At 62.7% G+C, this 22,539-nt stretch carries 19 protein-coding genes and 1 pseudogene; 14 read left to right on the forward strand and 6 right to left on the reverse strand.

Annotated features, from left to right (window positions below; translation table 11 throughout):
• Positions 1–80: 80 nt before the first annotated feature.
• Positions 81–1,319, reverse strand: a complete 1,239-nt coding sequence (locus AC1DYW_RS23635) for an extracellular solute-binding protein (protein ID WP_095089244.1) — start codon at positions 1,317–1,319, stop codon at positions 81–83.
• A gap of 208 nt (positions 1,320–1,527) precedes the next feature.
• On the opposite strand from AC1DYW_RS23635, the gene AC1DYW_RS23640 reads away from it, so the two are divergent.
• Together AC1DYW_RS23640 and AC1DYW_RS23645 are read left to right on the forward strand one after the other, a co-directional pair.
• Positions 1,528–2,742 carry an ROK family protein gene (locus tag AC1DYW_RS23640; RefSeq protein WP_477227785.1) on the forward strand — a complete coding sequence of 405 codons (1,215 nt, stop codon included), beginning with the start codon at positions 1,528–1,530 and terminating at the stop codon, positions 2,740–2,742.
• A gap of 128 nt (positions 2,743–2,870) precedes the next feature.
• Entirely contained in the window at positions 2,871–4,472 is a 1,602-nt protein-coding gene (locus tag AC1DYW_RS23645; protein WP_477227786.1) for an inorganic phosphate transporter, read from the forward strand.
• A 153-nt stretch (positions 4,473–4,625) separates the two neighbouring features.
• Here AC1DYW_RS23645 and AC1DYW_RS23650 read toward each other — a convergent pair.
• Together AC1DYW_RS23650 and AC1DYW_RS23655 are read right to left on the reverse strand one after the other, a co-directional pair.
• A pseudogene (locus tag AC1DYW_RS23650) lies at positions 4,626–5,785 on the reverse strand (patatin-like phospholipase family protein).
• Entirely contained in the window at positions 5,778–6,566 is a 789-nt protein-coding gene (locus AC1DYW_RS23655; RefSeq protein WP_477227787.1) for an acetoacetate decarboxylase, read from the reverse strand. Before AC1DYW_RS23655 ends, AC1DYW_RS23650 begins: the two are co-directional and overlap by 8 nt.
• A 246-nt stretch (positions 6,567–6,812) precedes the next feature.
• Here AC1DYW_RS23655 and AC1DYW_RS23660 point away from each other — a divergent pair, with 246 nt between their 5' ends.
• The 10 genes from AC1DYW_RS23660 (at position 6,813) to AC1DYW_RS23705 (ending at position 18,900) form a co-directional block, all read left to right on the forward strand.
• The gene (locus tag AC1DYW_RS23660) at positions 6,813–7,601 is read left to right on the forward strand and encodes a 3-hydroxybutyrate dehydrogenase (protein WP_477227788.1); all 789 of its coding nucleotides are present in this window, start codon (positions 6,813–6,815) and stop codon (positions 7,599–7,601) included.
• Between the two features lie 85 nt (positions 7,602–7,686).
• Positions 7,687–8,451, forward strand: coding sequence for a phosphodiesterase (locus tag AC1DYW_RS23665; protein ID WP_477227789.1), 765 nt, complete (start codon positions 7,687–7,689; stop codon positions 8,449–8,451).
• A gap of 272 nt (positions 8,452–8,723) precedes the next feature.
• Positions 8,724–10,052 (forward strand): NAD(P)H-dependent oxidoreductase, encoded by a 1,329-nt coding sequence (locus AC1DYW_RS23670; RefSeq protein WP_477227790.1) that lies wholly within the window; start codon positions 8,724–8,726, stop codon positions 10,050–10,052.
• A gap of 2 nt (positions 10,053–10,054) precedes the next feature.
• Positions 10,055–11,083 carry a thiamine pyrophosphate-dependent dehydrogenase E1 component subunit alpha gene (locus AC1DYW_RS23675; protein WP_477227791.1) on the forward strand — a complete coding sequence of 343 codons (1,029 nt, stop codon included), beginning with the start codon at positions 10,055–10,057 and terminating at the stop codon, positions 11,081–11,083.
• The gene (locus AC1DYW_RS23680) at positions 11,083–12,081 is read left to right on the forward strand and encodes an alpha-ketoacid dehydrogenase subunit beta (protein WP_477227792.1); all 999 of its coding nucleotides are present in this window, start codon (positions 11,083–11,085) and stop codon (positions 12,079–12,081) included. Before AC1DYW_RS23675 ends, AC1DYW_RS23680 begins: the two co-directional genes overlap by 1 nt.
• A 3-nt stretch (positions 12,082–12,084) precedes the next feature.
• Positions 12,085–13,458 carry a pyruvate dehydrogenase complex dihydrolipoamide acetyltransferase gene (locus AC1DYW_RS23685; RefSeq protein WP_477227793.1) on the forward strand — a complete coding sequence of 458 codons (1,374 nt, stop codon included), beginning with the start codon at positions 12,085–12,087 and terminating at the stop codon, positions 13,456–13,458.
• Between the two features lie 250 nt (positions 13,459–13,708).
• A complete protein-coding gene (locus AC1DYW_RS23690; RefSeq protein ID WP_477227794.1) occupies positions 13,709–14,695 on the forward strand; it encodes an ABC transporter substrate-binding protein in 987 nt (328 codons plus the stop codon).
• 72 nt (positions 14,696–14,767) lie between these two features.
• Positions 14,768–16,471: an ABC transporter permease gene (locus AC1DYW_RS23695; RefSeq protein WP_477227795.1), complete on the forward strand. Its 1,704-nt coding sequence runs from the start codon at positions 14,768–14,770 to the stop codon at positions 16,469–16,471.
• Positions 16,459–17,535 (forward strand): ABC transporter ATP-binding protein, encoded by a 1,077-nt coding sequence (locus AC1DYW_RS23700; RefSeq protein WP_477227796.1) that lies wholly within the window; start codon positions 16,459–16,461, stop codon positions 17,533–17,535. Before AC1DYW_RS23695 ends, AC1DYW_RS23700 begins: the two co-directional genes overlap by 13 nt.
• A 162-nt stretch (positions 17,536–17,697) precedes the next feature.
• The gene (locus AC1DYW_RS23705) at positions 17,698–18,900 is read left to right on the forward strand and encodes a DUF930 domain-containing protein (RefSeq protein WP_477227797.1); all 1,203 of its coding nucleotides are present in this window, start codon (positions 17,698–17,700) and stop codon (positions 18,898–18,900) included.
• Here the strand turns inward: AC1DYW_RS23705 and AC1DYW_RS23710 are convergent.
• Entirely contained in the window at positions 18,897–19,175 is a 279-nt protein-coding gene (locus AC1DYW_RS23710; protein ID WP_477227798.1) for an HAD-IA family hydrolase, read from the reverse strand. The two genes, AC1DYW_RS23705 and AC1DYW_RS23710, sit on opposite strands and share 4 nt — an antisense overlap.
• Positions 19,176–19,307: 132 nt before the next feature.
• Between AC1DYW_RS23710 and AC1DYW_RS23715 the strand changes: the two genes are divergently transcribed.
• Complete coding sequence (locus tag AC1DYW_RS23715; protein ID WP_477227799.1) at positions 19,308–20,471, forward strand: DUF930 domain-containing protein; 1,164 nt, start codon at positions 19,308–19,310, stop codon at positions 20,469–20,471.
• Positions 20,472–20,475: 4 nt separating this feature from the next.
• On the opposite strand, the gene AC1DYW_RS23720 is transcribed toward AC1DYW_RS23715, so the two are convergent.
• A complete protein-coding gene (locus tag AC1DYW_RS23720; protein WP_477227800.1) occupies positions 20,476–21,150 on the reverse strand; it encodes an HAD family hydrolase in 675 nt (224 codons plus the stop codon).
• 111 nt (positions 21,151–21,261) lie between these two features.
• Positions 21,262–21,903 carry a hypothetical protein gene (locus tag AC1DYW_RS23725; protein WP_477227801.1) on the reverse strand — a complete coding sequence of 214 codons (642 nt, stop codon included), beginning with the start codon at positions 21,901–21,903 and terminating at the stop codon, positions 21,262–21,264.
• Positions 21,904–22,096: 193 nt separating this feature from the next.
• Here AC1DYW_RS23725 and AC1DYW_RS23730 point away from each other — a divergent pair, with 193 nt between their 5' ends.
• Entirely contained in the window at positions 22,097–22,534 is a 438-nt protein-coding gene (locus AC1DYW_RS23730) for a transcriptional regulator GutM (protein ID WP_184875950.1), read from the forward strand.
• Positions 22,535–22,539 lie beyond the last annotated feature (5 nt).

The following is a 22,539-nucleotide window of genomic DNA, read 5'->3' on the forward strand; positions in this document are numbered from 1 at the left end:
GAGCAGCCTTTCTTCGTTCATCTTTGATCTGGACATAACATGGGCGGCACAAGGCCGCCCATGTTGAACGACAACAGTGCTCAGAGGCCGCTGTTTTGCGCGGCGGTCTTCAAGGCGTCTTCCGGTGAAGACTGGCCGAGAAGCGATTCCTGGATCGCCTGCTGCAAGGCGGTCGACAGCTCCTGGTATTTCGGCGTGGTCGGGCGCGGATACATCGCAGCCAGGCCGAGCTTGGCGGCGGCGATCAGCTCTTCCTGGCCCTTGGTCACCGCCGGGTCGTCATAGGACGACGCCCAGATCGGCAGCGAGAGCTTGGCATACTGGTTTTGCGTCGCCTGCGAGGTCATGAATTCAATGTATTTCCAGGCTTCGTCCGGATGCTTGGAGACCGCTGTGACGCCAAGGCCCATCGAGCCGTTGACGGCCGACACCTCGCTGGTGCCACTGACACCTGGCGCCGGCACAACGCCGACTTTGCCCGCGACCTTGCTGTCCTTCGGATCGTTGGCCATGTTGTACATGTAGGTCCAGTTCAGCGCGAAGGCGGCGTCACCGTTTTCGAAGACCTTGCGCACGTCCTCTTCCAGGAATTCCTTGGAATTGGGATTGGTGAGGCCCGACTTGTAGCTGTCGACCATGTATTTCAACGCCGCGACGCCGGGGCCATTCTGGAAGTCCGGCTTGCCGTCCTTGAGGAAGTCGCCGCCATAGGCGCTGACCAGCGTGGCGTAGTCGCAGATCGCGGCCTCGGCCTGCGACCAGCTCCAGGCGATCGGTGTCTTCAGCAGGCCCTTGTCCTTGATGATCTTGGCCTGTTCGCCGAGTTCTTCCCAGGTCTTCGGCGGCGCCTTGATGCCGGCCTTCTCCAGGATATCCTTGTTGTAAAACAGGTATTTGGTGTCGAGGATCCACGGCATGCCGTAGTACTTGCCTTCATACAGGACCGTGGTCCAGGCGCCGGGCAGCACGCCCTTCTTCATGTCGCCTGTGATCTTCGATGACTCATCGACCAGCACCTTGTTGGTGGCGTATTCGGCCGGCCAGATGACGTCGAACAGCACGACGTCGTAGCCACCGCCCGAGCCCTGCGCGAGCACGGTCTTGTCGTGCAGGCCCTCATAGGGGACGAATTCGAGATTGACCTTGATGTCGGGATTGGCCTTCGTGAAGGCGTCTGTCATGGCGCGTACGTCAGCCTCGCTGTAGGCGGCCTGCGCCATGAAAAGCGCATTGATGGACGTTTCGGCGAAAGCATGGGGAACGAGCAATCCTCCGACAAAGACTGCGCCCAAGAGTGTCTTACCGATCGATTTCAGCATCTTCTTCTCCCATTTCCGATGTTGGCGGGCGGGCGATATATGCGTTGCCTTCCCGGATTGATGTCACGTGACCCAATGGTCCCCGACCGTGGGCGGCGCCCGGCACAAAGCCTTGGCCGTCTTTTTCTGCGGTCGGTTTGCTATTAAGTCAATTCGCTTGACTTAATTAGTCGATCAATATCCTAATGGAGTCAAGAGGGAAACGCCGGTGGACGATTTCAGCCCAATCCGCGCCAAGAGCGGCACCAACCAGGAAGGCACGAGCGCGCACAACCGTCGTGTCATGATCGAGGCGCTGCGCCTCAATGGCGCCCTGTCGCGCGCCGACCTGGCGCGGGCGACGCAACTCACCAAGCAGGCCGTCTCCAACATCATCGAGGATCTCGAAAGCGACGGCCTGGTCGTTGCCCTCGAGGCGGTGCGCAAGGGCAGGGGCCAGCCCTCGACCCCCTACAGGCTGGTTCCCGAGGGCGCCTTTGCCATCGGGCTGCAGATCGATCGCCACCTGACGCGGGCGGTCGCCGTCGATCTGGTCGGCAGCGTGCTGGCGCGAGCCGAGGCCAACCTGCCGTTCGATGAGCCGTCGAAGGGCGTCGAGGTGATCCTCGGCCTGGTCGGCGGCGTCCGGCGTGAGCTGTCCCAGATGTCCGCCCAATCCGAAGAGAGGCTTGTCGGTCTCGGCGTCGCCATGCCGGGTCCTTTCGGGCTGAAGAATTCGGACGATAAATGGATGATGCCGGCCTGGCAGAAATTTCCGCTGCTGGAGACGCTCGCCGAAGGCACAGGCCTGAATGTCAGCTTGCAGAACGACGCCGCCGCCTGCGCGACGGCGGAGCGCATCGTCGGCGCGGCGCACGGCGTCGATCACGCGGTCTGCCTCTACGTCGGTTACGGCATCGGCGCCGGACTGATCCTGAACGGCGAGCTCTACAGCGGCGGCCATGGCAATGCCGGCGAGATCGGCATGGCGCTGCTGTCGCCGGCCGGCCCCGGCTCGACGCCGCTCGAACATCGCGCGTCGCTGGCCTCGCTTTACCAGCATCTCGGCCTCAACCCGGCCGACGACGACATCTACCAACAGATGGACGGCCTCGTCACGGCCGAGGATCCCAAGATCATTGCCTGGATCGATGGTGCGGCGCATGATCTGCGCTGGAGCGTGCATCTCATCGAAACGATCTTCGATCCGCAGACCGTCATCCTGACCAGCGGAGCGCCGGAAGCGCTGGCCCGCCGGCTGGTCGAGGCGATGCATCCGCTGCTGCCGTCGATCGCCGACCGGCCGGAACGGAATTTGCCGCGCCTGCAGCTCGGCACCACCGATCCCTGGTCGATCGCGCTCGGTGCCGCCGCGGCGCCGATCAGTCGGGCTTTCGATCCGCGGTTTTCGGCGATCCTGAAGACGCGGTCCGGCGGCGCCTGACATCGTCGACCACCAGGCATTTCGCCTGAAATGTCCTCGGAAGTTGTGTTCGATATCGTCACACAGGGTTCATTGTGCGGACATAGCGTTCGTCCCGGTTCTTTGCTGCAATGCAATAGGAGTGGGACATGGTGGACATAGTTTCTAGTGAGGCGGGCATTCCGAGACCGGATCATCCGCTGCACAATTCGGGTAGCGCGAGATGGTTCCTGCCGGCCTTCGGCGTGCTGGTGCTCGTCGGCGTCGTCTATGTCGGCTACGCGCTCAGCCAGGATCTTGCCGAGGCCAAGACCGTGCCGTGGATCCTGCTCGGCATTGCCTTGCTGATCGCGCTGGGCTTCGAGTTCGTCAACGGCTTCCATGATACCGCCAATGCGGTGGCGACGGTCATCTACACACGCTCCATGCCGGCCGAATTCGCGGTCATGTGGTCGGGCGCCTTCAATTTCCTCGGGGTTCTCACCTCCAGCGGTGCGGTCGCTTTCGGCATCCTGTCGCTGCTGCCGGTCGAGCTGATCCTGCAGGTAGGCTCGTCCTCCGGCTTTGCCATGGTGTTCGCACTGCTCGTTGCAGCCATCCTGTGGAACCTCGGCACCTGGTTCCTCGGCCTGCCGGCGTCGAGCTCGCACACGATGGTCGGCTCAATCATCGGCGTCGGCCTCGCCAACCAGTTCATGGCACCTGCCGGCAGTGCCACTAGCGGTGTCGACTGGTCGCAGGCGACCAATGTCGGCATCACCTTGCTGGTGTCGCCGATCATCGGCTTCTTCGCCGCGGCGATCCTGCTCTATGCGGTGAAGCTGCTCGTGCGCAATCCGGCCCTCTACGAAGCACCGAAAGGCAACACGCCGCCGCCATGGTGGATCCGCGGGCTGCTGATCTTCACCTGCACCGGCGTCAGCTTCGCGCACGGCTCCAACGATGGACAGAAAGGCATGGGCCTGATCATGCTGATCCTGATCGGTGTCGTGCCGACGGCCTTTGCGCTGAACCGGACGCCCGACATCAACTATCTCGAGGCCTACAAGTCGGCTTCCGTCAGCGTCGAGCAGGCGCTGGGCAAATATGTCAAGCCGGGCGTCACCGTCACCGACGCCAAGGCAGCCGTCCAGGATGCCGTGCGCACCCGGACCTGGAACGACCAGACGACGGTCGCGCTGCAGACCTACATCCACAACACGACAGCGGGCCTGCAGCCCTATGCCACTGTCGACAACGTGCCGACCGATCTGGTCAGCAACGCCCGCAATGACATCTACCTGATCGGCGAGGCACTCAAGCTGATCGACAAGAAGAAGTTGCTGCCGATGGAGGCCGCCGATCTGAAAGCGGTCACCGACTATCACAAGGCCGTCGACAACGCGACGAAGTTCATCCCGATCTGGGTGAAGGTCGCCGTTGCCCTGGCGCTCGGCCTCGGCACCATGGTCGGCTGGAAGCGCATCGTCGTCACGGTCGGCGAGAAGATCGGCAAGAGCCATCTGACCTATGGCCAGGGTGCCGCCGCGGAGCTTGTCGCGATGGTGACCATCGGCATGGCCGACCGGCTCGGACTGCCAGTGTCGACAACGCACGTGCTGTCGTCGGGCGTCGCCGGAACGATGGCCGCTAACGGTTCGGGCCTGCAATGGTCGACGGTGCGCAACCTGCTGCTTGCCTGGGTGCTGACCTTGCCGTGCTCGATCACGCTCGCCTTCGTGCTGTTCATCGTCTTCCGCCAGGTGTTTTAGCGGACAATCAATTATTGAAACGAAAACGGCGCCGGTTCCGGCGCCGTTTTTCGTTTGGGGTAGTCTGGCTTGTTTCAATACGGCTGAAAGGCTTTGGTCGGCAAACTGTGGATTCGTCAGCCCCCTCGTCAGACGAAGGCGCCAGCAAAGACCTCAGGTCGGATCCTCGCGGTGCAGATCGTGGATGGCGACGCCCTCGACATTGGTCGGCAGGGTCAGCCACTGGCGATGGCGCAGCGTGCGCTGCGTGTCCTCCAGCCCCATCTCCCAGTGCTCGCGCATCGAGGTGCCGGAGAATTCGTAGTCCTTGGCGTGTCCCTCATAGCCTTTGTGCTGGTAGATCAGGTGGACGATGTTGACGACGCCGGCCTCCGAATAGTCGGCGATCAGCTCTTTTTCGCCATCCTTCAACAGTTCGGCGGGCACGCGCTTCAGCGCCTCGAGCAGCTTCATCTTCAGCGCATGGATGCGTTGGAAATTGTCGGTGTTCTGCCGCGTGCGGCTGGAATACATGATATCCTTGTGCCGCGACAGCACGTCGGCCATGCCGCGTGGCAAGGCGCCGCGCGCGCTGAACAGGTCGACCTGGAACACCAGCGAAGAGCGGTCTTCCTCCTGGTCGAGCAGGTATTGCAGCGGCGTGTTGGAGACGATGCCGCCGTCCCAGTAGTATTCGCCCTCGATGCGGATCGACGGGAAGGCCGGCGGCAGCGCGCCGCTGGCCATGATATGCTCCGGTTCGATGCGCACTTTCTCGGTGTCGAAATAGACGAAGTTGCCGGTTCTGACATTGACCGCGCCGACGCTCAGCCGCTTCTTGCCGTCGTTGAGGAATCGAAGTCGATCAGGCTTTCCAGCGTCTCCTTCAATTCGGCCGTGTCATAGAAGCTGGTGGCGCCTTCGGCTCCCGGCTGTTCGAACCAGGGATTGGGATTGCGCGGCTTGAAGAAGCCGGGCTGGCCCATGGTCATCGTCATCCAAGAACTGGTGCGGTTGCGGATGTCGCGGTAGATGTCGCCTTCCGGCGTATAGGCCCAGATCTTGCGGCCCGAGATCGTCTGCCAGAATTGCTCGAGACGCTGCAGGCGGCGGCTTGATTCATTGCCGGCGATGATCGCCGCATTGATGGCGCCGATCGACACGCCGGAAAGCCAGCTCGGCTCGCAGCCGGCGTCGGCCAGTGCCTGATAGACCCCGGCCTGATAGGCGCCGAGCGCGCCGCCACCCTGAAACACCAGCGCGATGCGGTCATACTGCGCCGAGATTTCCTCGATGGTGGCTGTGGCCTCCTTCTTGCGGTTGCGTTCAAGCACGAATTTTCTCCGGCTGGGTTGCGCTGATCTCGGAAGGGTTGCGATCAGCGAGGTAGTCGTAAACCACCTCGCCCAGCCTGAGCGTCAGATCGGCGGTGAAATGAACAGCCGATACGATGTCGAGCACTGGCAACTTCGCAACGTCGGCCATGACATGGGGCCGCAGATCGAGTGCCGCGGGCGCCGTCCATGCCTCCTTCAGCGTGATGTCGGTGAGGTAGTAGCGAACCAGCTCGCAGATGCGCGGCGTGCCGTCGACATGCGGGATGATCTTGACCAGGAAGTTGGGAGCAGCCAGCGAGGCAAGCACGGAATCGTGATCGGCCTCCCGGTGCTTGTAGCCCATGGTGCCGGTGGCGCACAGAACGCTGCCATAGTGCAGCGTGCCGACCACCACTTCGCCCTCATGCACGATCTTGGGGCTGGCCAGCTTCTTGGGAAATCCCCACAGTTCACGCCCGCCGGCGATCGGCGCGTCGTCGTCGAGATACATCGAATGAACGTAGCCGCCGTGCTGGCCCTTGTAGCGCACCGGGATCACCTGGCCGGTCTCGGTATAGTCGCCGAAGCCGGTTGAATCAGGCATGCGGATGAATTCGTACTTGACCAGCGGCTCATCGATCTCCAGCGGCGCCGGCACGACAGCCTCGAGCGCCTCGCGCGTCGTGCGGTAGGTGATGATGACATATTCGCGATCGAAGAAACGATACGGCCCCGGAGGGAAGGACGGATTGGTCAGCGGCATCGCATAGGCGCGCTTCACGACATCGGCGATTTCCAAGCTGCACCCCCAAGGTCTTTTACAGGCAAAATTTCGTCAGGAATGACCGCGCGAATGCGCAACCAATTATGTTGCACGGCACCATGACAGTGCCGTGTCACCCCGGCGACAACGGTTTCGAAGGGATAGGAGCCATGCTCCGGCGTTGTCGTCAGGTTGTAATCGCATCGACACATGGCTCTGCCATTGTCATGCTGCGATGCACAATTATATGTCACATGTTCCTCCCACTCGCGCGAGATCACCATGGGTTCCCTGTCTTCGAAGAATGCCCTCGTCACCGGCTCGACCAGCGGTATCGGCCTGGCAATAGCCCGCGCCTTTGCCGCCGAAGGCGCAAACGTCACCATCAACGGGCTGGGCGATGCCGCGGCAATCGAACAGGAGCGCGCCGGCATCGAGAAGGATTTCGGCGTCAAGTGCCGCTACTCCGATGCCAACATGATGGACGGTGGGGCGGTGAGCGCCATGGTGCATGAGGCCGAGGCCGCGTTCGGCAGTCTCGATATCCTGGTCAACAATGCCGGCATCCAGCATGTCGCGCCGATCGAGGACTTCCCGAACGACAAATGGGAAGCCATCATCCGCATCAACCTGCTCGCCGCCTTCTACGCGATCAAGGCGGCGGTGCCCGGCATGAAGGCGCGCAAATGGGGCCGCATCATCAACACGGCCTCCGCGCATGCGCTGGTCGCTTCGCCGTTCAAGTCGGCCTATGTGTCGGCCAAGCACGGCATTGCCGGCCTGACCAAGACGGTGGCTCTCGAGACAGCGCTTGACGGCATCACGGTCAATGCGATCGCGCCAGGCTATGTCTGGACGCCGCTGGTCGAAAAGCAGATTCCCGACACGATGAAAGCGCGCGGCATGACCGAGGAACAGGTCAAGCACGACGTGCTGCTAGCGGCACAGCCGACAAAGGAGTTCGTCACCGTCGACGAACTTGCGGCATTGACGCTGTTCCTGTGCTCGGATTCTGCCAAGCAGATCACCGGCACGACCTTGCCCATGGACGGCGGCTGGACCGCACAGTGAGGATGGTCATCGCGTTTCGTTTGCCGGCTGGTGCCGCCAGGATTCAACAGGAAAGCCGCCAGCAGGAAGCATCCCGGTCAGGTCCATGAAAGTCATCCAGATATCCGATCCGCATCTGATGACGCCGGGCGGTCTTCTGTACGGCTCCAATCCGCTCTCCAGGTTGCGAGCCTGCCTTGCCGACATCGGCGCCAACCATGCCGACGCCGATCTGGTGGTGATTTCCGGCGACCTGACCAATGACGGCGAGCGTTCCGCATACGAAGCGCTGAGGGAGAGCCTGACGAAATTCGGTCCGCCCTGCCGCCTGATGCTTGGCAACCATGACGACCGGGCGCTGTTTCTCGAGATGTTCCCGCAAGCCACCGCCGAGCGCGGTTTTGTCCAAAGCGTCGTCGACAGCGGCGAAGGCCGCCTGATCCTGCTCGATACGTTGGATAGCGGACATGTCGAAGGCAAACTGTGTGCAGCGCGTCTCGACTGGCTCGATGAGCAACTGCAAGAGGCCCGAGATCGGCCGGTCTTCCTGTTCATGCACCATCCGCCGTTCCGGATACACATCCCCGAGCTCGACCGTGTCATGCTCGCCGATGCCGATGCCTTGCATGAGGTACTGCTGGGCCACGGCAATGTCCGCCACATCTTTGCCGGACACGTCCACCGGCTGATCGCCGGCAGCTGGCGCGGCATTCCCGTCAGCACGCTGCGCAGCACCAATCATCAGACCGCGCTGGATTTCTCGCAGAGCTGGAGCCTCGGCCACGAGCCGCCAGCCTATGCCGTGATCTTGATCGATGCGGATGGGGTGATCCTGCATTTCCACGATTTCCCGGTGCCGCCGGCTCTATAGCCTGAACCGTCGAGAGGCCTGGCGCAGCGATCGCCACGACCGGTGGACGAGCTACCCAGAATCCGTGTGCCGGGAAGCACGCAGCCGTGCCAGTGTGTGGTCTGCGCAACCGCTGCGCGACCCTCGCGTTGGTGGGCTGTTTTGGGTCACGCGGAGCCTCCACAATGGTGCGCCACAAAGCAACTGATGTGCACATTAGTCTTGACAGAAATACATATGTTCAATACCGGTCAGGCGATTGAATAGCCTGCATTATGGGAGGAACGAGCGGTATGGCTTCCAATGTTTCGTTGACGGGCCTTGCCCGCGATCTCGAGGAACGCGCCAGGTCGGGCAAGCCCATCCGTATCGGCCTGATCGGCTCCGGCGAGATGGGAACCGATATCGTCACCCGCGTCGCCCATATGTCCGGCATCGAGATCGGCGCCATTTCCGAACTGAACCTGCCCGCCGCCAGCAAGGCGGTGGATATCGCCTTCCAGCAAACCGGCCATGCGCGCGAAGTGTCGAACGCGTCGGCGATGACGGCGGCGATGGAGGCCGGCAAGGTCGCGGTCACCAACGATGCCAGCCTGGTCATCGACAATGACCTGATCGATGTCGTCATCGACGCCACCGGCGTTCCGGCGGTCGGCGCCGAAATCGGCCTGCGCGCCATGGAGCATGGCAAGCATCTGGTGATGATGAATGTCGAGGCCGACGTCACCATCGGCGCCTATCTGAAAAGCGAGGCCGACCGGCTTGGCGTCACCTATTCGCTGGGTGCCGGCGACGAGCCGTCGTCCTGCATGGAGCTGATCGAGTTCGTCTCGGCGATGGGCCATCCGATCGTCGCCGCCGGCAAAGGCAAGAACAATCCGCTCAACATCGACGCCACGCCCCCCGACTATGAGGAGGAGGCCGAGCGCCGGCATATGAATGTGCGCATGCTGGTCGAATTCGTCGATGGCTCCAAGACCATGGTCGAGATGGCGGCGATCGCCAATGCCACCGGGCTGGTTCCGGACAAGCCCGGGATGCATGGCCCGGCGGCGACGCTTGGCGAGCTGTCCAAGGTCCTGGTGCCGCAGAAGGACGGCGGCGTGCTGTCGAAGGTCGGCGTCGTCGACTACTCGATCGGCAAGGGTGTCGCGCCTGGCGTCTTCGTCGTCGCCGACATGTCGCATCCGCGCATTTCGGAGCGCATGGAAGATCTGAAGATGGGCAAGGGCCCGTATTTCACCTTCCACCGTCCCTATCATTTGACCTCGCTCGAAGTGCCGCTGACCTGCGCCCGTGTCGTGCTCTACGGCAAGGCGGATATGGTCCCGCTGGCCAAACCAACGGCCGAAGTCTGCGCGGTGGCCAAGAAGGATCTGAAGCCGGGTGAGAAGCTCGATGCGATCGGCGAATATTGCTACCGCGCCTGGATCATGACGGCGCCGGAGGCGCGCGCCGCCAAGGCCATTCCCTGCGGCCTGCTGCAAGGCGGCTCGGTGACCCAGCCGATCAAGAAGGGCGAGCTTATCACCTATGCGAATGCCGCTCCCGCGCCGGGCTCCAAGATCGCCGAATTGCGTGCCCGCCAGGACAAGCTCGTCTACGGGTCCGTGGGAGCCTGACCATGGCCGGAGCCAGCAAAGCCGTCGCCGACAGTCGCGCCAACCTGCCCTTCGTCTATCGACAGTACAGCGCCGAGCAGCTCAGAAATGTGCTCTACAAGATGTACCTCATCCGGCGCTTCGAAGAGGGTGCGGAGGAGTGCTACACGCGCGGCCTCATCCACGGCACCATGCATTTGTCGATCGGCCAGGAAGCCAGCGCCATGGGCATCTGCATGCCGCTTGCCGAGGATGACCAGATCACCTCGACGCATCGCGGCCACGGCCACTGCATCGCCAAGGGCGCCGAGGTCAAGCGCATGTTCGCCGAGTTCTTCGGCAAAACCACCGGCTACTGCAAGGGCCGTGGCGGCTCGATGCACATCGCCGATGTCGGCAAGGGCAATCTCGGCGCCAATGGCATCGTCGGCGGCGGCATTCCGATCGCCGTCGGGGCAGCACTTTCCGCCAAGATGATGAAGACCGGAAAGGTCGTGGTGTCGTTCTTCGGCGATGGCGCCAACAATGAAGGCGCCTTCCACGAGGCGTTGAACATGGCCTCGGTCTGGAAGCTGCCGGTGATTTTCGTCTGCGAGAACAACGGCTACGGCATGTCGACTTCGACGGCGCGCTCGACCGCCGTCAAGAACATCGCCGAGCGCGCTGCCGCCTATTCGATGCCAGGTGTCATCGTCAACGGCAATATTTTTTCGGAAGTCGCCGAGGCGTCGTACAAGGCTGTGGAGCGTGCACGCGCCGCCGAGGGGCCGACGCTGATCGAATCCAAGACCTATCGCCATCGCGGTCACTCCAAGAGCGACCGCAACCGCTATCGTAGCAAGGAGGAGATCGAGGACTGGATGTCGAACCGCGATCCGATCACCCTGTTCGAAAGCGAGCTGCGCGAATTCGGCTTCATCGACGACAAGGGCATCGAGGCCATTCGCGGCGCGGTGGCACAGGAGATCGCCGACGGCATCGAGTTTGCCAAGGCCAGCCCGTCGCCGGATGTGCGCGACACCGGCAATTATGTCTATACGGAGCAGGCGTGATGGACGCGATGGTGCGTGAACTGAGCTACGCCCAGGCGATCCAGGAAGCCATGGCGATCGCCATGGACATGGACGAACGCGTCTTCCTGATGGGCGAGGATATTGGCGTCTATGGGGGCGCCTTCCAGGTGACCGGCGATCTGGTCGATCGGTTTGGCAGCGAGCGGGTGATCGACACGCCGATTTCGGAACTGGGTGGCGCGGGCGTCGCGGTGGGCGCCGCCCTCACCGGCATGCGGCCGATCTTCGAGTTCCAGTTTTCCGATTTCGCCACGCTCGCCATGGAGCAGATCGTTAACCAGGCGGCCAAGATGCGCTTCATGCTCGGCGGCGAGGTTTCGGTTCCGGTGGTAATGCGCTTTCCCGCCGGCTCCGGCACCGGTGCCGCGGCCCAGCACAGCCAGAGCCTCGAGGCCTGGCTCGGCCATGTGCCGGGCCTCAAGGTCATCCAGCCGGCGACACCATACGATGCCAAGGGCATGCTGCTGGCCGCGGTCGCCGATCCCGATCCGGTGATGATCTTCGAGCACAAGCTGCTCTACAAGATGAAGGGCCCGGTGCCCGAAGGCTACTACACGGTGCCGATCGGCAAGGCCGACATCCGTCGCGAGGGCCGCGACCTGACCATCGTCGCCACCTCGATCATGGTGCACAAGGCGCTCGACGCCGCGGCGGCGCTGGAAGCCGAAGGCATCGACATCGAAGTCGTCGATCTCCGGACCATCCGGCCGATGGACAAGCAGACCGTCATCGACAGCGTCAAGAAGACATCGCGGCTGATGTGCGTCTACGAAGCGGTCAAGACGCTGGGCATCGGCGCCGAGGTCAGCGCGATGATCGCCGAGAGCGAGGCGTTCGATTACCTCGATGCGCCGATCGTGCGGCTGGGCGGCGCCGAGACGCCGATCCCCTACAATCCGGAGCTGGAAAAGGCTGTCGTGCCGCAGGTTCCCGACATCATCGCGGCTGCGCGCGACCTCGTGAGAGGGGTGCGCTGATCGATGCCGACCGAAGTCATTCTTCCCAAGGTCGACATGGACATGGCGACCGGACAAATCTCGCGCTGGTTCGCCGAGGAAGGCGCCAGCGTCAAGAAGGGCGATGTGCTGTTCGAGATCGAGACCGATAAGGCGGCGATGGAGATCGATGCGCCGGCCAGCGGCGTGCTGCGCGACGTCACCGGGAAGGAGGGGATCGACATTCCTGTTGGCGCGGCTGTCGCGTGGATCTATGCCGACGATGAAATTTACGGGGCTGCTACGAAGCAGGACAAGGCGCCAATCTCCCCCCTCGCGGGGGAGATGTCGACGAAGTCGACAGAGGGGGGCGCTGTCCCGCCCGCATCTCAGTCCGTCGCGCCCCCCTCTGCCCTGCCGGGCATCTCCCCCACAAGAGAGGAGATCGGCAAATCGCCTTCGGTTGCGCGCGCAACACCCTTGGCTCGTCGTCTTGCCCGTGAGGCGGGTCTTGCACTCTCGACCATTGCAGGCACTGGCCCGCATGGCCGGGTGGTGAAAGCCGATGTCGATGCGGCGATTGCCGGTGGCGGCGCCAAGCCTGCCGCCAAGGCACTGCCCGCAGGGGCACCGGCGGCTCCGGCTGCTGCCGCCGCGCCGGTGAAGGCGATGTCGGACGAGCAGGTGCTGAAACTGTTCGAGCAAGGCTCCTACGAACTGGTCCCGCATGACAATATGCGCAAGACCATCGCGCGCCGCCTGGTCGAGGCCAAGACCACCATCCCGCATTTCTACCTGACGCTCGACTGCGAACTCGATGCGCTCTTGGCATTGCGCACGCAGATCAATGCGGCAGCGCCAGTCAAGAAGACTGAAAAGGGTGATGTGCCGGCCTACAAGCTGTCGGTCAACGACATGGTGATCAAGGCAATGGCGCTGGCGCTGAAGGCGGTGCCGGATGCCAATGCGTCATGGACCGAAAGCGCCATGGTCAAGCACAAGCATGCCGATGTCGGCGTTGCGGTGTCGATCCCCGGCGGCCTGATCACGCCGATCATCCGCAAGGCGGACGAAAAGACGCTGTCCACCATCTCCAACGAGATGAAGGACCTGGCCAGCCGGGCGCGCAGCCGCAAGTTGAAGCCGGAAGGGTATCAGGGCGGCACCACGGCTGTATCGAACCTCGGCATGTTCGGCATCAAGGACTTTGCCGCCGTCATCAACCCACCGCATGCGACGATCCTGGCGGTCGGCGCCGGCGAGGAGCGGGCGGTTGTCAAGAATGGCGAGATCAAAATCGCCACCGTGATGTCGGTGACGCTGTCGACCGACCATCGCGCCGTTGATGGTGCGCTGGGGGCCGAATTGCTGGTTGCCTTCAAACGCCTGATAGAGAACCCGATGGGCATGCTGGTCTAGGGCCGGCCGACGCACGAAAGTCTTCGGGTGCCCCGAAGGGGTCGCAGCCACAGGGCGGCCATGAGGCTCGTGGAACGCCGGTTCCGCGGGCCGGTGTCGTTGTGCCGTGAGAGCATTCCGCGCGAAGCCGTTGCCTGATCGGGCCGGGCATGCGCGCTGTCATCCACCAGTCATATGCGCCGTGCAGGGAGGGGAGACGGGAACCGGTCAAGGCGCCGGACCGCTCATGCACAGACAGACAGGAGGTCTCATGAAGACGCTATTCATCAAGCTGCTGGCCAGCCAGCTTGCACTCGCGGCAACTTTGTTTGCCGGCGTGGCCGGCGCTGAAACGCTGACGCTCTACACATCCCAACCGGAAGCCGATGCGGCCAAGACCGTGGATGCCTTCAAGAAGGCGCAGCCCGGTATCGACGTGACTATCTATCGTTCGGGAACGAGTGACATCCTGACCAAGATGGCAGCCGAATTCGCCGCTGGCAGCCCGCAGCCCGACGTGCTTTTGATCGCCGACGCGGTCAGCATGGAGCTGTTGAAGAAGGACGACCGGCTGCTGCCTTATCCCGAGGCGAAGCTCGATGGCATCGAGGCGGATGCTTACGACGCCGGCAAGACCTATTTCGGCAGCAAGCTGATCACCACCGGCATTGTCTACAACACCGCGGCGGCTGAAAAGCCTGCGCATTGGGCCGATCTCGCCAAGCCGGCCTATGCCGACGGCCTGGTCATGCCGAGCCCGCTCTATTCGGGTGCGGCCGCCTACCTGCTCTCCGGCTTCGTCGGTGACACCAATTATGGCTGTGATTTCTTCCAGAAGCTGAAGACCAACAACACCGTCAGCGTGCGTGGCAACGGCGCCGTGTTGAAGTCGGTGGCCAGCGGCGAGAAGCCCTATGGCATCCTGGTCGACTTCATGGCGATGAACGCCAAGAAGAAGGGTTCGCCGGTCGAATTCGTGTTCCCTAGCGAAGGCGTGCCGGCGGTGACCGAGCCGGTCGCGATCATGAAGACCGCCAAGAATGTTGACGGCGCCAAGAAGTTCGTCGACTTCATTCTTTCTGACGAAGGCCAGAAGCTGGCGCTGTCCATGGGTTATCTGCCGGCGCGCGCCTCGGTCGGCCGCCCCGAATGGATGCCGGAAGGCGTCAAGGTCAAGGTGATGCCGTTCGACACCAAGGCGATCGTCGCTACCACCGACGCCGACAAGGCGAAGTTCTCGGAACTGTTCGGCGGCTGAGCCCGACAATCGCGGTGGGATGCCGTTGAAAGCGACATCCCGGACGGCTGACAGATCCCAGGAAACGCAATCATGTCGACACGGATCAGGGAAAGCCGGGGCCAGGAAATGGCCCTGACGGCGATGGTGGCCGTCGTCATCGTCCTGCTTTCCTTGCTGCCGATGCTGCGCCTCATCAAGGAGATCGTGGCACCAGGCGGCACCTTGTCCGGCATGGCGATAGAAGCCGGATTGAGAAGTCCGGCGACCTGGATTGCGACCTGGCACACGCTGATCGTTGGCATCGGCGGCACCTTGCTTGCGGTGCTGTCGGGAACGCTGGTGGCTCTCCTCATCACGCTGACCGACATACGCGGCCGCAGTGCGCTGGTGCTCTGCTACGTCATGCCATTGATGATCGCACCGCAGGTGACCGCGCTCGCCTGGCTGCAACTGTTCGGTCCGGCAAGTCCGTTCCTCAAGCTGTTTGGCGCGGCACCGCCGCTCGGCACCAGAAATCCGCTCTATTCCACCTCGGGCATCATCCTGCTGCTCGGCGTGCAATACGGCCCGCTGGTCTTCTTGGTGGTGCGCGCCGGCCTGCGCAAGCTGCCGCGCGAACTGGTCGAGGCGGCGCGAGCCGGCGGCGCCGGCCGGTTCACCGTGCTGGTCACCGTCGTGCTGCCTTTGATGACGCCGTCGATCATGGCGGCCGCGGCACTTGCCTTCGTGTCTTGTGTCGGCAATTTCGGCATCCCTGCCTTTCTCGGCATTCCCGCCAATTATCTCGTGCTGCCGACGCTGATCTATCAGCGGCTGGCTGGCGGCGGCCCTGCGGTGCTCGGCGAAACCGCGTTCCTGTCAGTGTTGATCGGCATCATCGCCATGGCCGGCATTCTCGCGCAGGAGGTCGTGAGCCGCCGCCGCGATTATCGCATCAGCTCGACGTCGCTGCCGGCCGAGCCCTACGAACTCGGCCGCTGGCGACCTGCCGTCCAGGTCGGCATGTGGCTGCTGATCGTGGTGGTGCTGTTCCTGCCATTGTTCGGGCTGGTGCTGACGTCGCTGGTGCCGGGCTACGGCATTGCTCTCACCGCCAGGACGGCAACGCTCGACAATTATCGCTTCGTGCTGTTCGAGCATGACGCGGCCAGCCGCGCCCTCTTCAACAGCTTCTGGCTGTCGATCGCGGCGGCCTTCTTCGCGGTTCTCGTCGCCGTGCCGATCGGCTACCTCATTGCCTGGAGCAAGCAGCGCTGGGTGCGGCTGCTCAACCTGTCGGTCGAACTGCCCTATGCCTTACCCGGCGTGGTGCTGGCAATCGCCTCGCTGCTCCTGTTCCTGCGGCCGATCCCGCTCACCGGTATCCAGCTCTACAACACCGTCTGGATCATCCTCTATGCCTACCTCGCCCGTTTCCTGGTGCTGGCGCTGCGGCCGACCATCAGCGGCTATCACCAGATCGACCGGGCGCTGGAAGAAGCGGCCCAGGTGGCCGGCGCCGGACTGTTCCTGCGCATGTGCACGATCATTTTTCCGCTGGTGGCGCCGGCGGCAATCGCCGGCGGCCTGCTGATCTTCATGACGGCGCTCAGCGAGCTCACTGTTTCGGCGCTGCTCTGGTCGTCAGGCTCTGAGACGATCGGCGTGGTGATGTTTTCCTTCGAGCAGGGCGGCGATTCCAGCTACGCGGCGGCGATGTCCGTCATCACCGTGGCGGTCACCTTCGTGCTGATGCTGGCGACCAATCTGCTTGCCCCACACCATCCAGGCGGAGTGCTGCCATGGCGCGATTGACCCTGGACCATGTGACCAAGAGTTTTGCCGACTTCGACGCGGTCAAGGATGTATCGATCGATGTCGGCGACGGCGAATTCCTGGCCGTGCTCGGCCCCTCCGGCTGCGGCAAGACGACATTGCTGCGCCTCGTCGCCGGGTTCGAGAAGGTGACGTCAGGCGAGATCCGCATCGGCAATGAGGTCATGTCCGGCAAGGGCGGCAGCGTCGCGCCGGAAAAGCGGCGCGTCGGCATCGTCTTCCAGAACTATGCGCTGTGGCCGCACATGACGGTCGCCGAGAACATCGGCTATTCGCTCAAGGTGGCAAAGCTCAACAAGGCTGCTGCGCGCCAGAAGGTCGAGGACGCGCTTGCTTTGGTCAATCTGCAGGGGCTGGGCGAACGCAGGCCGGCCAATCTCTCCGGTGGCCAGCGGCAGCGCGTGGCGCTGGCGCGCTGCCTTGTCGCCGCGCCGTCGCTGGTGCTGTTCGACGAGCCGCTCGCCAATCTGGATGTGCATCTGAGAGCCTCGATGGAGGATGAGTTCGCCGCCTTTCACAAGCGCACGGGCACCACCATCGTCTACATCACCCATGACCAGGCCGAAGCGATGGCGCTGGCCGACCGCATCGCGGTGATGGATCATGGACGCCTGGTACAGTTGGCGACGCCGCGCCAGCTCTATCATGAGCCGGCAAATGAAATGGTGGCGTCCTTCATTTCGCAAGGTATTTTGCTTCCCGCCGATGTGCTCAGCTCAGAGCAGGCCAGGCACTGCAAGGTCAGGGTTCTCGGCACCGACCTGGTCGTTCGCTGCCGGACCGGCGAGCGGCCGCGCGCCGGCGCAAAGATCTGCTGCCGGGCAGCCGATCTCGAGGTGGTGCCGGACGGTCCCGGCTTTGATGGCCTCGTCAAGCGGGTGATCTACCAAGGTGGCTCGGCGCGCATCGAATTTGCGCCTTCCGCCAGCCCTGACCTGACCTTGCATTTCGAACAGCCCGATCCGGTGATGCTGGTGAGCGGCGCGCAGGCACGTCTGCGGATACGATCCGGATGGCTCATCCCGGCGACGAGGGCGGCATGATGATGATGCTCGACCTGCTCGGCGACCGGGGGAAAAAGCCGCACCGGTCTCGCCGTCAGCAGCTGCGCCGGGTATCGAAATCACCAACCTGTCAGCGGCTAAATTGCGCCAATACAGTACCTGTGCTTGAAGCCGCCGCTATTTCATTCCACATCGGGCGCAATGAACGGCAAGATACGAGAGTGGTTTCGCAATTGGCGATGGGCCTTGGCCGCATCGCTGATCCTGCATGCCTTGATCGCAGCGTTCTTGTTCTTTGGCGTGCCGAGATCCGAGCAGCAGCCGGATCAGCAGGAACAGCCCGTCAATGTCGCGATTGTGCCGCCGCCCGAGAAGCCTAAGCAGAAACCTGCTTCAAAACCACCGGAGCCGACACCTGAAAAGAAGGCTGAAAAGCCGCCTGAACAAAAGCCGCCTCCGGAGCCCCCGAAACCGCCAGACGAGCATGTTCTGAAGCGCGTTTTCCAGTACGGCCAGAAAGATACGGGACCAGAGAAATCGCTCGACGGAAGCAGCGCTAAACCCAACACGCCATCACCGGCCAAGGATGAGGCGGCGAAGCCGCCTATAACACCGACACCCGCGCCGGCTGCAACGCCACAGCAGAAGGCAGAGCCCAGCAAGCCTGACGAGAAGCCGGCCACCGTTGCGCCGGACGAAAAGCCCGTGCAAGGCGAGGAGAAGCAGGAGGCCGCCGCGCCGGACGCCAAACCTGCGCAAAACGAGGAGAAGCAGGCGACCGAGGACGCTGACAGACAGCAGCCGGACAAACAGGAGCTCGCACCGCAACCCGCCGAAAAGCAAGCGGTTGTGACGCCAAAGCCATTGGCGGCTGAGACTGGTGGTAAGCCAGCGCCTCCAGCCTCAACTGGAAAGGCAAAGCCCAAACCTGCCAAGACGTTGACGTTCAAACCCGCAAGAGCCTTCAAAGCGCCGATCGGGAATGCTGGAAGGTCAAATCCCACCAACAACGCTGTTGCAGGATCGCCAATCTATTCCGGCCTTCCGGGCGTCAGAAAGCTTTACTCGCAGGGGGCAACCGGCAATGCCTTCGCCACAAGCTCCATGGAGAATGTGCCGCGCGGTCAGCGCGTGGCCACCCTTTGCGGCAATGTTCTGAGCCAGGAACTGCAAAGTGCCGACTATTCGGTCAAATGGGTGCCAACCATTACGCTGGACAAAGGCAATGTTCTCAACCCTACTCAAGCGGCCTTCAGCACCAGAAGCACTTGGTACGATCTAAACTTCCGGTGTGAAGTCGACGCCGATGCGACGAGGGTCCTATCCTTCAACTTCCGTGTCGGGTCATTAGTCCCGCCTGGCGAATGGGCCAGCCGTGGATTCACCAAGTATCCGCTAAATTAGGCCGGCACGCCAAGCCCGGACAATTGCCCGCTAATTTCTTGCCAGTCCGCGCAGACGAAATCGGCACCAGCCGCCGTCAGCCGGGCGGCACGCTTGGCACAGGTGTGACCGCCGCCAGTGTAGCCAATCGCCGTCAGGCCGGCGGCAACCGCGCCCTGGATGCCGAAGGACGAATCCTCGATGACGATGCAGTCGGCCGGATCGGCACCCATCCTGGCGGCGGCGAACTGGCTGATCTCCGGTCTCGATGGATCGGATCGTGGGTAGCCGCTCATTGAGCCGCCCCAGCGCCTTGGCCGGGCTGCCCTGGGTGTGGTGATCCAAATCGACAAGCTGTCAGCGTCTAAACGGCGCCAATACAGTGGCTGTGCTTGAAGCCGCCGCTTTTTCATTCCACATCGGAAGGAATGAAGGACGAGACACGAGACCGGCGCCGGAATTTGTTGTGGGCCTTGCCCGCATCGCTGATCCTGCACGCGCTCGTCGCAGCGCTCTTGGTCTACAACGTGCCTAGGCCTCCCCAACAGCCGCAGGAGGAGCAGGCGGTCAATGTCGCGCTCGTGCCTCCGCCCGAGCAACCAAAACCGAAACCTGCTCCGGTGACGCCTCCGAAGCCACCGGAACCGAAGGTTGAAAAACCGCCGGAACCGAAAGCAGAAAAACCACCTGCGCCGGAAAAGCCCTCGAAAGTCGAGGTGCTGAAGCCGGTTTTCCAGTTTGGCGACAAGGACACCGGTCCCAGGAAATCCCTGGATGGGGCCAGCGCTCAAGACACCTCGCCTTCGCCGGCCAAGGAGGACGATTCGAAGCCGCCTGTCGTGCCGAAGCCTGCAGAGAGCCAATCCACCACCCCGGCGGTCGCCGAGGGGCGGCCAGATTCAACCAAAGTCGACGAGAAGCCGGTAGACGCTGCGAAGGACGCCGAGCCCGAACAGGCGAAACAGGCAGCTTCGAGCCAGGATATGGATAAACAGCAGGCGGACAAGGAAGAGGCGGGAGCGAACGAACCCGACAAGCAGACAGAAGCGGCGCCACCGCCTTTGGCTGCCGACGGCGACGGTGAGATCGAGCTTCCCACGTCAACCGAAGCGCCGAAGCCCAAACCCGCAAATGCGCCGAAGCCCGGCCCTGCGAAGGTCTCCAGGTCCCGAAGCGAGAGCGCCGGGAGGCCAAATTCCACGGATACTGCTGCTAGTGCTTCGCGGGCTTATTCGGGCCTTCCGGGGGTTCACAGGCTCTACTCGCAGGGCGCTACCGGCGATGCGCTGGCTACCAGCGCGATGGGCGGGGTGCCTCGCGAGAAGCGTATTGCCCAACTTTGCGCCAGCGCGTTGCAGCAGCAACTGGTGGATGCCTCTTATTTCCCCGACCTGATCCCAAGTGTTCCGCTGAAGGTGGGCAATGTCCTCGACGCCCCGGATGTCGCTTTCCGCGCAACGACGAAATGGTACCATCTGGGCTTCCGGTGCCAGGTCGACACCGATGCGACGAGGGTCTTGTCCTTCACCTTCCGCGTCGGACCGGCGATCCCGCCCAGCGAATGGGTTCGCCTCGGACTGCCTGTTCGCTGATAGATTAGGCCGGCACCCCGAGCCCGGCCAGTTGCCGGCTAACTTCTTGCCAATCGCTGCAGATGAAATTGGCACCGGCCGCTGTCAGTCGCGCGCCGTGCTCCGCGTAGGTATGGCCACCACCGGTGTAGCCGATCGCCGTCATGCCGGCGGCGACCGCGCCCTCTATCCCGAAGGGCGAATCCTCGATGACGATGCAGTCTGCCGGCTTGGCGCCCATCCTGTCGGCGGCGAACAGGAAGATATCAGGCGCGGGCTTGCCGCGTTTGACCATCGAGGAACTGTAAATCGCATCGCCGAAGAACCGCGCCAGTCCGGTGACAGCCAGGCTGTGGTTTATGCGCTCGACGGAGGATGACGAGGCGACACAGCGGTCGCCCGAAAGCGTCTCCAGAAACGCGGTGATGCCGGGGGTTGGCTGCAGCTCTTGCGAAAACAGGATCTTGGTCTCGGTCCAGATGTCGCCGTCCGCAGCCGCCGGAAACTGGTGACCGGTCAAGTCTCTGATCTTGGCGATGATGTCGGACTGTTTCATGCCGATGCATTGGGCGATGATACCGCCGTGAACCCCAGGCATGCCATGCTTGTCATAGACGCGTTCATAGGCGCGGGCGGCCAGAGGCTCGCTGTCGACAAGAACGCCGTCGCAATCGAAAATGATAGGCCTTGATCGCGCCACGCGCTTTTCTCCCGAGTCGATTTCGCACATCGCTATCGGCAAAAAGTCAGATGTTCAATAGTGCGCTTGCTTTGACAGCCGCATGCCTGGAGGCGCGAAACCGAGGGGCAATCAAAGCCGGCGGATGGCATCGCTGGCCCGCGAGGATCCGAGCGCTCGTTGCATGGCTTGCCGGGACTGCGCGCGATCGGGCGTGATCCAGTTCGGTTCAGCGCCGAGAAAGCGGTCGAGGAAAGCCACTGCGTAGGCCGGCATCTCGGTCACATTCTCGCGATAGGACCACCATGTGCGCAGGTCGTCGGCGCATTTGTCGATGCTTGGCGCATTGCCGAATTCCTGCTCGTGGATCGCCGAGATCACCGAGACGCAGTAGTTGGTGTAGAGGAACCCTTCCGGCCAGAAACGGATGATTTCCAGCGTGCCGGCATTCGAATCCGTTTCAATCAACTGGCTGAGGCCGGAGATTTCCCTTGCCGGCGCCTGTCTGATCAGTTCGCGCAAAACGAGGCCGGCGGCAAAGACGATGAAGTCGGCGCGGTCGACCGCGGCGAAGCCTTTCTGCGCCTCCATGACCTCGACCCAGTCGAGAAAGGCGCGGGTGAGCTTCGCTTCATCGATTTCAAAGCGCACGCCGAACGTGTCCGACACCACCTTGGCGCTGCCGCGGAAGGTGGCGCGGAACCAGCGCAACTGCCGCAACCGGTGGCGAAGGTCGGGCATCAGCGCCAATTGGTCCCTGAAGGGCAGATCCATGTTTCTCGTATCCTGTTCCCAGCCAGGCTAGCACAACGGCGTCGCCGCCGAAATCGGTTGACGGCCTGTGGATGACTGAGGTCACGTCCAATATCATACATATTGACATTCGCGGAAACAAATGTTCTCACTTTGCTGTTGTCACGCGTCGGTCCAAGGTGCGGTTCAACACAGGCTTCGGGAGGAGAACCGAATGGCGATTTGGCAGTGGGGACTGCTTCTGCTGGTTATTGTCTGGGCGCTGCAGTCGCTCGGCGTCTGGCTGCAGATGCGGCACTATTCGGATGTCTTCAGGGGTGTCACCGACCAGTACAAGGATGGCTTCGTCGGAGCCGGCAATTTCCGCGGTCGATTGGCCAAGGGCACCATCGCGCTGGTCGTGGTGACGCCTGACCTGGTCGTGCGCCGCTTGATGGTGATGAGCGGCCGTTCCGTGTTCACCAAGTTCAAGAGACATGAAGAATTCGAGGGCGTTCCCCTCGATCGAGTCCGGTCCAACCCTGCAATCATGGGGGAGGGGGAACCCGGTGTGGCCGAGGCCGTGAAGCGGGCGATCGAACAGATCGACAAGACACGGTCGGAGCCCGGGAAGAAGCCGGGCCTGTCCGGTTTGAACGTAGCAAGGGCTTAGAGAGA

Source organism: Mesorhizobium sp. P2_D5, from assembly GCF_056404355.1.